Raw genomic sequence first — 11,084 nt, 5'->3', positions numbered from 1 at the left:
GTCCCATTCACGCGGGCTCAGTCACACATTCGTACTTGAATTAGGCTATCAAAGCGTATCGAAGGACAATTTGAAGAACCTAAGACACGTTAAGTTAACCACTAAAAAGTGCAGTTGCCCTCTATCAGGTCACTGCCACAATTTGCAAAATCGACTGGAATACCCGAAGCTAAAACCTTCGGCTCGAATGCAAGATGAGATCACCCCCATGCGAGATTCTAGGTTCACACTTAGCAGCACTGAACCGAGCCAAACTGAACTGAGCATGCCCTAGTAATGGAATAAGGAGCGAACATGAGTGAACTACAAGCACAGTTTTATGGTGGCCCTAAGGAATGTCCTATTGAAAATGGCCGCATTCAAGCTCAACGGATAGCCCCTAAAATCAGTGATGTCGGCGGCATACCTGTCGCACGGGCTATTCCCCAAAAAGAGCGCCGCCTTATCGGCCCTTGGTGCTTTCTCGACCATATTGGCCCAATCACCGACGGCCCGCAGTTAAACGTCGGCCAACATCCACACATTGGGTTGCAAACCTTTACTTGGATGCTCGAAGGCGAAATCATGCACAGGGACAGCCTCGGCAGTGCTCAAGTGATCCGCCCAAAACAAGTTAACCTGATGACAGCCGGACACGGCATAGCCCACACCGAAGAGTCGATAGCGGGCCATCACACTATGCACGCAGCCCAACTATGGATTGCCTTACCACTGGAACACAAAGATACCACTCCGAGATTCGATCACTACCCAGAGCTGCCGACTTGGCACGAGTCAGGCGTCGAATTCACCCTACTGATTGGCAGTTGGCATCATAAACAGGCGCCCACATTACACTTCTCACCTATCGTTGCCATAGATCTGTTTGCCGCCCATGACGCTGAACTCACTCTGAATCTCGACCCTAGTTTCGAATATGCCCTCATGCCACTGGAAGGCCGCTTCCAAATCGAGGATGACAGTTTTGATAATAACCACCTCGCCTACCTTGGCATGCTACGCGAAACCATTACCATAAAACTCGAGGCGGGTTGTCGCATACTGCTGATTGGTGGCGCGCCACTGGCTGATCCTGTCAGCATTTGGTGGAACTTTGTCGGCCATAGCAAAGATGAAATAGTCAAAGCACAGGCAGATTGGGAAGCCGAAGATCCCCGCTTCGCCGCCGTTACTGACTATAGTGGCAAACGCTTAGTGCCCCCGCCAATACCTTGGTGATGCTTAGATCAATGACGGGCGGGTCAATGACTCAGGGTTAGTGGTTGGATAAGCGCTTTGGCAACATACGTAATGGCCTGCGCAAGGGTTAAGGCTTACAACATGAGTGTATGCGGTAAGCCTTATCATTTACCCAAAGTGTGATGTGAACAAGCTCGATTTGCCTAAGCTAAGTGCAAGCTAAGCCACTCACAAGGTTACAAATTTTACGGCATTTTTACGCGCTATCTTAAAATGCCTTTGCTAAAGTACAGGCACTTTCTTTATATGCGTCTTTCTATTCATGACTTCATCCATAGCGGCTCCCATGACACAATACTGGCGTTCGCACCCGACTTTATTTACCTTCATAGTGCTAGTGACGGCCATTTTCAGCAGCGCCTTTATCGATCACTTTTCAAACTCGACTATCGCCGTACTGCTAATTTTACAATTGGCCGTAGTGGCCGTAGCCCTACAATGCAACGCCAACTTGGCCTATTTTGCAGCAGTATTTGAGGCGACCAGCTTTAATTTTCTATTTACCACACCACGTTATTCACTCCAGATGTTTAATCTTGAGGACATTCTCAATCTCAGTGTGTTTCTGCTTGTCGCCCTCACCACCAGCAAATTAGCCGAACACTATCGACGTCAGCAAGATGCTCTCGAACAAGCTCAGTTACGCAACAGTATTTTGCTGTCGGTTTCCCATGATTTACGCACCCCACTCGCCACTATCATTGGCACGCTCACCACCTTAAAGGAATACATGCCTAAGCTCAGTCCAGACCAAAAGGATGAGCTGATTGATAGCGCAGCAGCCGAAAGCCATCGCCTGCACCAATATATCGAAAACCTATTACAGGCCACTAAGTTACAACACGGCGCACTCAAGTTTAGCTTGAGTGAAGACGCCATAATGAATGTATTGCACCAAGCTATTGCCCGTTTTCCAGCCACGCAGCCGCGCATTATCATCAAGAGTGACGCCGATCTACCGTCACTGATGATATGCAGCTCATTGATTGAGCAAGCTATTTTTAATGTATTGGATAATGCGCTGCGCTATTCGCCTTCTGATAAGCAAGTCATAGTAAAAGCGTATCAGCAGGGCGATGCATTATTGTTAGATATCCAAGATGAGGGTCTTGGCATAGAACCCGCTCAAGCGCAGGCAATTTTTGAGCTCTTTTATCGCCAACATCCCTCAACCGATAGCGGCTCGGGCCTTGGGCTTGCTGTTGCTAAGGGCATAATTACCGCCCATGGTGGCCAGATCAGCGCCGAACCTGTCGCTCATGGCAGCCTTATTCGTATCGCATTGCCGATAAAAAAGGGAGAGGAATAAATGGCTTATAAGGTGCTGGTTGTCGATGACGAAGCGCAAATCCACACTTTTATGCGGATATCGTTAGAAGCGGAAGGATTCGAATATCATGGCGCGGCCTCGATTGCGTCAGCCCTAGCGCAATATCACACACAGCAGCCACACGTGTTAGTGCTCGATCTTGGCCTACCCGATGGTGATGGCATCAGCTTGCTGCAAACCCTACGTCAGAGTGACAAAGTGCCCGTGCTTATCTTAACCGCCCGCGATCAAGAGGAAGAAAAAATTCGTCTTTTGGAAGCTGGCGCCAATGACTATCTCAGCAAGCCATTTGGGATCAGGGAGTTAATCGCTCGCATCAAGGTTTTAGTCCGCGACTTAGTCGATGAACCGCCATTAAGTGATTTACTGCAGTTTGGCGCACTTAAGTTGCAAAAAAGTACCCACCAGCTTTGGCTCGATCAACAAGAAATCGCCTTAACCAAAAAGGAATTCGCCCTGATGGAGACCTTAATGTCTCACCCTGGTCAGCTCATTAAACAAACTGAATTACTGCGGGATATTTGGGGTAAAACCCATCAAGAAGACAGTCATTATCTGCGGATCTTAGTCAGTCAGTTACGTAAAAAACTCAATGACAGCAGCGAGCAGCAGCTCATTAAGACAGAAGCGGGCCTAGGTTATCGCTTAACAAACAATAGATAAGCATCTGTTATAAATTAGAAAAGGATATTTTAATGGCACATTTTACCGTTATTGGCTTAGGGCGATTTGGTGTCGCCGCTAGCCTAGAATTGATCCACTTAGGCCACACGGTCACTGGCGTGGATAGTGACCCTAAAATGGTGGAAAAATACGTAGAAGACTTAACCGAAGCGGTTATTTGTGATTGTTCCGACGAAGCCGCACTACGTGAGCTAGACCTCGCAAACAGTGAAGCCGTACTGGTCGCAATTGGCGAAGATATGCAATCGAGTTTGCTGTGCACCTTGGCACTGAAAAATCTGGGAGTAGAAGTCATTTGGGTCAAGGCCAGCACTAAAGCCCATCACACTATCGTCTCTAAACTCGGCGTCGCACGCATCATACATCCAGAGGAAGAAATGGGCATACGTGTCGCCCAGTCACTCAACTATCCTATGGTGAACAATTTCCTGCCGATTGGTGATGGTCTCTATGTAGTCGAAATCCATATCAAGCCTCACCTTGATCAAACTACTGTCAGCCAACTACTCGGCGCTGCACAGGATGATGTTAAAGATGATGCAAAAAGCAATGTGATACGCAATCCTAAAGGCAAAGTCGCCGCCATTATGGTTAAGCGGGATCTGACGATTTTCAGCAAAATTGATAGTCAATTTATCCTGCAAACGAATGACGCCTTACTGCTCTGCGGTAGCCGTACTGAGCTCAAATACCTAGCGCCAAGGTTGGTGTAACTTGGTTCAATGGCATCCCTCCATCATGGCGATTGAGCGTAAACCCAAATCGAGTAAAAAGTTGTTAGGCGCACCGCCCTTTATCCTAAGCGTGAGCTTTGCATTGTTGATCATCTTAGGCACTTGCTTACTCAAACTGCCGATAGCAACCGAATCTTCTGTTACTTGGCTACAAAGTCTGTTCACGGCCACCTCGGCAGTAACAGTAACTGGGCTGGTTGTTGTCGATACTGGCACTGTCTTTACGCCCTTTGGGCAAATCGTCATAGCGCTGTTAATCCAATGCGGTGGACTTGGGCTGATGACCTTCGCCATTGTCACCTTGATCGCCATTGGCGGTAGAATTGGTTTTTTACACCAAACAGTCGCAAAAGAGGCTTTTAATCAAACAGATACATCGACTCTAGTGTCAACGGCAAAATCAGTGTTAGTGTTTTCCTTACTGGTTGAAGCCGTAGGCATGGCCATTCTTTCCGTGTACTGGAGTCAGGAACTTGGTTGGCAAACCAGCTTATTCCACGGTTTTTTCTACACCATCAGCGCCTTTAACAACGCAGGTTTTGCCCTCAGTGCCGACAGCCTAATGCCCTATGTTGCCGATCCTGTCATTAACCTCACCATCACAGGCCTGCTCATCATAGGTGGCCTCGGATTTTCGGTGTGGATAGATCTTCGTAGGAACAAGCGTTGGTCAAAACTTAGCGTTTACAGCCGCATGATGATCACAGGCACTATGATTATCAACGCCGTCGCCGTGATTGCGATTTACTTTATTGAGTACAACAACCCCAATACCTTGGCGCCCTTAAGCGAACTCGGGAAATGGTTAGCCTCATGGTTTCAAGCCGTGACACCGCGCACCGCAGGTTTTAATACACTAGCAATTGACCAACTCGAAGATGGTACAACGCTACTCATGCTGGTATTGATGTTTATTGGCGGCGGCTCATTAAGCACCGCCAGTGGCATTAAGGTGGTCACCTTTATGGTGCTGATTTTGGCAACTTATGGCTACTTACGCCGCGATGAAGCCATTTATGTGTTTAAGCGCGAGATCCCCAAAGACACTGTCAGCAAAGCCTTGGCGCTAACCATGATCTCCATTGGCGTCACTTGGCTAGCCATCTTCGCACTGGTATTAAGTGAAAACGCACCGTTAATTGATATCGTCTTTGAGGCAGTGTCAGCACTGGGCACAGTCGGTTTGTCCCGCGGTTTGACAGGCAACTTAACCACTCTAGGCCAAGCCATCATCATTTTTATAATGTTCATGGGTCGCCTAGGCCCACTCGTACTCGCCTACTTCCTCGCCAGCCCAAGGACCAAGAAACTGCGCTACGCAGAAACCAAACTAGCGATTGGTTAAAGAGATTGGTTGGAAGGCAGGCACTGAAAAATAGTCAGTGCCGCTATTGGTTCAACTCAGCTTAGCTGTGGGCGATCAACAACTGGCACAGCGGGGCGTTAATGTAATAATTAGCGCGCCCCACTTTTTGTTTCGTTAAAAATCCGCACTCAACCAGTTGCTCTAAATATTTTGTGGCGCCAGTAGTAAGCAAAGCAAACGAGTCTATATAGATAAATTTCGCTCTTTTTTATACTTAAGAGAGTCAATATGTATAATTTTCCACAAAAATTATACATGACGGAGAAAACACGTATCGTTTTCCAAGTTTTCTATACATGACATCTATATAGTTCAGCTCATTGATAAGTTTGTTAACCACTGACTAATTCTTAAAAATCAGCCGCTTTGCGCAATGCTATCGCCATTTAATCGCAGTACCTTCTTAATCTATGATGTTCATGGGTAGCCTTGCCCCACAGATGATCGCCTACTTCCTCGCAAATCCAAGGGTGAAAAACTGTGCTAGACAGAAATCAAGCGGGCGATTGGTCAAGTAAATTAAGACAAGTGCTGATAGACAAATGAAACTTATTAAAAGTATTTAAAATCAATGGCATTATAGAGATAAAGTAGCAAAAACAAGATGGTAACTCAGATAATATACTAGGCTTAATGACTTTAAGTCATCCAATTATTTAGTATGAAGTAGCTTAGATGACCCATCTTTCAAGTCCACTAATTTAAAATCTTGGAATAATGCAGGAGATTCGATGGATACGATTTTGTATAACTCAGATGAAACATTTCGCATTTCATAATCACCATCAAGTGCGCCCCTCATTTTGAAAAAATGCCTTAAGGCCCTAGCATTTACCGTAACTACAATTTTAGTTTCCGTACAATTCGGTAAGACTGATCTCGCCGATGTTCGAAGTTCCCTCAAAGATTCTTTTTTATCAAATTGATGATTCTTGGCATTTTCATCTATCTGACTAAGCAAATCTCTATAAAGATTCAAACTGGACTCTACTTGCTTAACCCATGAACAATACAAATCAGGCTTATTTTTTATTGTAGGAGGCACCACAAACCTTGCTTCTGACTCATCATGATATTGCTGGGAAAGCTGACTATAAGCAAATCCAACACGATGCCTGACAAGCTGATGTGTAAAGCCCCTCGACACACCTGTAATAACAAATGTCCAGTTAACATGCTCCAGAACGCTTTCATGACCTTGTTTTATTAAATTTGCAATATATTCGGAATTATCTCTCGGAGACTGGCGCCCATCGCCAAATGACATATAGCAAACCCTTCCAGCAGCCTCAACAAGCTCTTCAATTTCATTATCTGACGAGCGATTCCATATAAATCCTTCTTGTTGCAAGAACTCTTCGAAAGCACTAGCATTAAAATTTGGTTTGGAAATCTCAAAGATTTTTAGCTCTGAAGTTTGAATCATTTTTAAACCTCTAACTTATAATTTTAATGTTACTTATTACTTATTGCTAAACTATTGTCTGAAGACTTACCATGAAACGTACTCATGTTCGCTAGTTCCTGACGAAGTTTCGCAAGTTCTAATGAATTCTGCTCCCTCATACTTTTTAGGTTAGCCTCGCTTGACTGCAACTGGCTTTTCAAAATAAAAACCTCTTTTTGTAAAGGAAAAATTAAATCTTTACTTATTAGTGCTATATCTTTTCGCTCAGTTCTATACTGTGTTATTTCAGGAGCTATAATAGCTATCAATGTCATAACGACGGCAACAAAAGCAAGAGCCACAAATGCAGACTTCCCTACTGATTTATTAACAATCTTAGGAATACGTTCATCTAAACCAGCAAAATCATTTCCAATATTTGAAATTTGTTGCTTTGAAACTCCTACACTTTCAGAACCCTCATAACCCTCATAACCCTCTGTCTCATGGTCTAATGCAGATAAAATCAAGGTAGCAACTTTATGCTTACCATCAAGAATAACTACGTTACGTCCCATATTAACCAAACAAACTGAAATATAGCCTTTAAAACCCGGATCTATATGACCAGGGTTTGTCATAATCAAACCCTTACTCGACAATGAATTGGGCGGGAATACTGTTCCAGCAACTTGCTTTGGCATATTAAATTTTTCAGCGATCTTAATAATAACCGTCTCACCAGGCTGTAGATGATGAGAATCAAAGGCAAATTTGTCTAAATCTGTTGATATACTGATATTTCTATTTTGGCTTGCGATATAAAAATATTTAGCAGTTAAATCAATTGATGCGCTTTGTACACGAGCTTTTACCTTTTCCCTTTCTTCCCCGATGGGTAGTTGAAATAACTCACCACTATCGATCATTTGCTTGATTGTTATTCCTGATATCATATAAATCCTTCTAACAAATCAGTTAAAAAAACAGCCATGTCCTTTAGAAACATTGAGCCACTAAAACCAGCTTCTAACTTCAATCAAGTAGATATTCTAGCCTACCTAATTTAAAAATTAACGTACAAAAAACGATAATGACCAACTAATGTACGAATAAAGCTTATACTTTTAGTTTGTTAGCTCGAAATATTGATTTTCATTTAATTAGCTTTATAAACACTAAACCGCTTGTCCTGCGGCGACGCCGGATGCCCAGGCCCATTGAAAATTAAACCCACCTAACCAACCACTTACGTCCATGACTTCACCGATAAAGTAGAGTCCTGCGACTTTGCTGGCTTCCATGGTTTTAGATGACAATTCATTACTATCAACGCCGCCTAAGGTCACTTCGGCGGTGCGGTAGCCTTCGGTGCCATTCATCAATACTGTCCAGCGGTGTATATTATCGACTAGTTTTGCGCGCTCGGCGTGAACTAGCTGATTTAACGCTTTATTCAACAGGGCTTCATCGAATAAAACTTCGACCAAGCGTTTAGGCAACCATTGACTTAAGGTATTACGCAAACTCTGTTTTGGATGCGCAGTGAGCTGCTGCTCAAGCAATTGCGCCAAATCCATATTCGGCAAGAGATCGATTTCTATGGTTTCGCCCGCTTTCCAATAGTTGGAAATCTGCAAAATGGCGGGGCCAGATAAGCCACGGTGAGTGAATAGCAGCGCTTCGCTGAACGCAGTGCCATCTTTAGCGGTAATGCGGCTCGGTACGGCAATGCCCGACAAAGGTTCGAAACGAATTTTATCTTCACTGTGCCATGTAAAAGGCACCAGACCCGCGTGAGTTGGCAATACTTTTAGGCCAAACTGCTCGGCCAGTTGATAACCGTAAGGCGTGGCGCCGAGTTTAGGCATGGATAAGCCACCCGTGGCGATAACCAGTGAGTCGCAGCTCAGTTCGCCGTTAGAGGTGTTGAGCTCAAAGCGCCCTGCCTCCGTCTTTTTAACGGCCAGAATATCGGTGCGCAGCTTAATCGTCACGCCCGCCCATTCACACTCGGTCAATAGCATAGTGACTATCTCTTTGGCCGAGTCATTGCAAAACAGTTGGCCGTGATCGCGTTCATGGTATTCAATGCCGTGACGCTCGACCATTTCAATAAACTGCTGCGACGGATAACGCGCGAGTGCCGATTTAACAAAGTGGGGATTACCACAGAGGAAATTAGCGGGCTCAACTTTAAGGTTAGTGAAGTTACAACGGCCACCACCGCTAATAAGAATTTTACGCCCCGCTTGCTTAGCATTATCAAGTACGAGTACATCACGGCCTCGGTAACCCGCTGTCGCTGCACACATTAATCCCGCGGCGCCGGCTCCGATAATAATGACATCATGATGTTTCACGCTCTTACTCCACACAGATAAATTGATTGGTATTGGCTGCCAACAGGCAGTTTGCTGACTCACGAACCTTTAGCAAGCAAGTCAGTAACCGCTAAACGGAGCAAAGATAAGCTCAAACGCTAGACACAAAAAAGGGCGCTATTTTAGCACCCTTTCCTTTATTCGGCATTACAGCATCATCACGGCTCGCGGTTTATTGCGTAGGCGTTTCTGATTTCTTTTCTCTGCTGAGCAGCTCTTTAGCAGCATCGACCGGCGCTTTGCCTTGATACAAGACTTGGTAAATCTGCTCAGTGATCGGCATTTCAACCCCGAGGCGTTTCGCAAGTGTAAACACTTCTTTGGTATTGCGATAACCTTCAACCACTTGGCCGATTTCAGCCTGTGCTGTCATCACATCACAGCCTTTACCTAAGGCTAAACCGAAACGACGGTTACGGGATTGGTTGTCGGTACAGGTCAATACTAAGTCGCCTAACCCCGCCATGCCCATAAAGGTGGCCGCATTGGCACCTAAGGCTTCGCCTAAACGCGTCAATTCGACTAAACCACGGGTAATCAAGGCCGTTCTGGCATTCGCACCAAAGCCGATACCGTCGGACATGCCCGCGCCAATCGCGATCACGTTCTTTACCGCGCCGCCCAGTTGCAGTCCGGTAAAGTCGTCATTGGCGTAAACCCGCAAACGTTTAGGGCTGTGTAACAGCTCGACGAGATCGTTGGTGAATTTAGGACAAGTGCCCGCGACCGAAATGGCCGTAGGTAAACCCATGGCGAGTTCTTTCGCGAAGGTCGGCCCAGATAACACCGCCAGCGGATATTGCTCACCTAACACATCACGGGCCACATCTTGCAGCAAACGTCCGGTTTCAGGCTCAAGCCCTTTCGTTGCCCATACGATGCGCGCATCGCTACGGAGTAACGGTTTAGCTTGCTCAAGCACAGTACCAAACACATGGCTTGGCACGACCACTAACACATTGTTGCTGGCGGCTAAGGCTTTGGCTAAATCGGCTTCGATCTGTAAACAATCAGGAAACGCAATACCAGGCAAAAAAGCTTGGTTGCACTTGTCTTGAGCGAGCGTTTGCATGTGGACAGGATCGTGTCCCCATAACAAGGTCTTATGACCGTTGCTAGCTAAAGAAATGGCAAGGGCGGAGCCATAAGAGCCCGCCCCTAATACCGTGATATCGGCAGAGTTTTTCATGTAATTAAGCGTTAGCTTCTTCGGCAGCTGGTGCAGTCGCAGCAGCTTGACGTTGTTGCACGTATTGGGCAAACAGCGCGTCGAAGTTAACAGGTGCTAAGTTCAGTTGTGGGAAAGTACCACGACCAACTAAGCTGCCCACGGTTTCGCGAGCATATGGGAATAGGATGTTAGGGCAGTATGCACCTAATGAATGGGCCAATTGTGGCTCAGTCAGACCAGTGATAGAGAAGATACCGGCTTGTTGTACTTCACATAGGAAAGCAGTATCGCCACCGTTTTGTGCAGTCACAGTTAAAGACAGGACAACTTCATACACATCATCAGCTAATTTAGCGCTGCGCGTGTCTAAATCTAACTTAACTTCTGGGTTCCATTCTTTTTGGAATACCGCTGGGCTGTTAGGCGTTTCGAAAGACACATCTTTAGTGTAAACACGTTGGATGTTGAATTGTGGGGCTTGTTGTTCGTTGTTTGCTACTTCAGCCATAATTTCCTACCTATCCTATCAATGTTGTATCGGCTTTTCGTTGAAAGCCAATTATTATTTGAAAGCCAATTACTATTTGAACGTAAATTGGCTCGGGGCTTATGTTACTCAAGGCCTATATCAGATCTCGGTATCATCCCAACTTGTACCCATATTCGGGTATCGATCGAACCAGTCTAAAAACTTACATTAAGCCCTTAGCGACCGTAGGATCAGTATGCCAAACAATGATGACTTTATTACTGCACTATCCTGTGGATTGAGTGCAGCTGAAATCATAA

The 11,084-nt window shown here is 45.5% G+C and carries 11 protein-coding genes; 5 read left to right on the top strand and 6 right to left on the bottom strand.

Annotation, left to right across the window (positions count from 1 at the left end; translation table 11 throughout):
- Window positions 1-294 precede the first annotated feature (294 nt).
- The 5 genes from HUB64_RS14400 (at window position 295) to HUB64_RS14380 (ending at window position 5,332) form a co-directional block, all read left to right on the top strand.
- Window positions 295-1,218, top strand: coding sequence for a pirin family protein (locus HUB64_RS14400; protein WP_173497259.1), 924 nt, complete (start codon window positions 295-297; stop codon window positions 1,216-1,218).
- Between the two features lie 283 nt (window positions 1,219-1,501).
- Window positions 1,502-2,548: an ATP-binding protein gene (locus HUB64_RS14395; RefSeq protein WP_113941211.1), complete on the top strand. Its 1,047-nt coding sequence runs from the start codon at window positions 1,502-1,504 to the stop codon at window positions 2,546-2,548.
- Window positions 2,549-3,232 carry a response regulator transcription factor gene (locus tag HUB64_RS14390; RefSeq protein WP_173497258.1) on the top strand — a complete coding sequence of 228 codons (684 nt, stop codon included), beginning with the start codon at window positions 2,549-2,551 and terminating at the stop codon, window positions 3,230-3,232. It abuts the gene before it with no gap.
- 32 nt (window positions 3,233-3,264) lie between these two features.
- Complete coding sequence (locus HUB64_RS14385) at window positions 3,265-3,966, top strand: TrkA family potassium uptake protein (RefSeq protein ID WP_173497257.1); 702 nt, start codon at window positions 3,265-3,267, stop codon at window positions 3,964-3,966.
- A 1-nt stretch (window position 3,967) separates the two neighbouring features.
- A complete protein-coding gene (locus HUB64_RS14380) occupies window positions 3,968-5,332 on the top strand; it encodes a TrkH family potassium uptake protein (RefSeq protein WP_173497256.1) in 1,365 nt (454 codons plus the stop codon).
- A gap of 61 nt (window positions 5,333-5,393) precedes the next feature.
- Here HUB64_RS14380 and HUB64_RS23405 read toward each other — a convergent pair whose 3' ends face one another.
- The 6 genes from HUB64_RS23405 to secB form a co-directional block, all read right to left on the bottom strand.
- On the bottom strand, window positions 5,394-5,525 hold the full coding sequence (locus HUB64_RS23405) for a hypothetical protein (protein WP_330147829.1): 132 nt from the start codon (window positions 5,523-5,525) through the stop codon (window positions 5,394-5,396).
- Between the two features lie 480 nt (window positions 5,526-6,005).
- Entirely contained in the window at window positions 6,006-6,779 is a 774-nt protein-coding gene (gene thyX, locus HUB64_RS14375; protein WP_173497255.1) for an FAD-dependent thymidylate synthase, read from the bottom strand.
- Window positions 6,780-6,808: 29 nt separating this feature from the next.
- Complete coding sequence (locus HUB64_RS14370) at window positions 6,809-7,696, bottom strand: hypothetical protein (protein WP_173497254.1); 888 nt, start codon at window positions 7,694-7,696, stop codon at window positions 6,809-6,811.
- A gap of 222 nt (window positions 7,697-7,918) precedes the next feature.
- On the bottom strand, window positions 7,919-9,103 hold the full coding sequence (locus HUB64_RS14365; RefSeq protein ID WP_173497253.1) for an NAD(P)/FAD-dependent oxidoreductase: 1,185 nt from the start codon (window positions 9,101-9,103) through the stop codon (window positions 7,919-7,921).
- 193 nt (window positions 9,104-9,296) lie between these two features.
- Window positions 9,297-10,313, bottom strand: coding sequence for an NAD(P)H-dependent glycerol-3-phosphate dehydrogenase (gene gpsA / locus HUB64_RS14360; protein ID WP_173497252.1), 1,017 nt, complete (start codon window positions 10,311-10,313; stop codon window positions 9,297-9,299).
- Window positions 10,314-10,317: 4 nt separating this feature from the next.
- On the bottom strand, window positions 10,318-10,803 hold the full coding sequence (gene secB, locus HUB64_RS14355) for a protein-export chaperone SecB (protein WP_006083777.1): 486 nt from the start codon (window positions 10,801-10,803) through the stop codon (window positions 10,318-10,320).
- Window positions 10,804-11,084: the final 281 nt, after the last annotated feature.

It is taken from the genome of Shewanella sp. ISTPL2, assembly GCF_013283205.1.
Lineage (GTDB): Bacteria > Pseudomonadota > Gammaproteobacteria > Enterobacterales > Shewanellaceae > Shewanella > Shewanella oncorhynchi.
This window is presented reverse-complemented; position numbering and strand designations above follow the sequence as displayed.

Bases quoted from the DNA above. Each gene is read 5' to 3' on its own strand.
- HUB64_RS14400 (WP_173497259.1), top strand. From the start codon at position 295: ATGAGTGAACTACAAGCACAGTTTTATGGTGGCCCTAAGGAATGTCCT.
- HUB64_RS14395 (WP_113941211.1), top strand. From the start codon at position 1,502: ATGACTTCATCCATAGCGGCTCCCATGACACAATACTGGCGTTCGCAC.
- HUB64_RS14390 (WP_173497258.1), top strand. From the start codon at position 2,549: ATGGCTTATAAGGTGCTGGTTGTCGATGACGAAGCGCAAATCCACACT.
- HUB64_RS14385 (WP_173497257.1), top strand. From the start codon at position 3,265: ATGGCACATTTTACCGTTATTGGCTTAGGGCGATTTGGTGTCGCCGCT.
- thyX (WP_173497255.1), bottom strand. From the start codon at position 6,779: ATGATTCAAACTTCAGAGCTAAAAATCTTTGAGATTTCCAAACCAAAT.
- HUB64_RS14370 (WP_173497254.1), bottom strand. From the start codon at position 7,696: ATGATATCAGGAATAACAATCAAGCAAATGATCGATAGTGGTGAGTTA.
- gpsA (WP_173497252.1), bottom strand. From the start codon at position 10,313: ATGAAAAACTCTGCCGATATCACGGTATTAGGGGCGGGCTCTTATGGC.
- secB (WP_006083777.1), bottom strand. From the start codon at position 10,803: ATGGCTGAAGTAGCAAACAACGAACAACAAGCCCCACAATTCAACATC.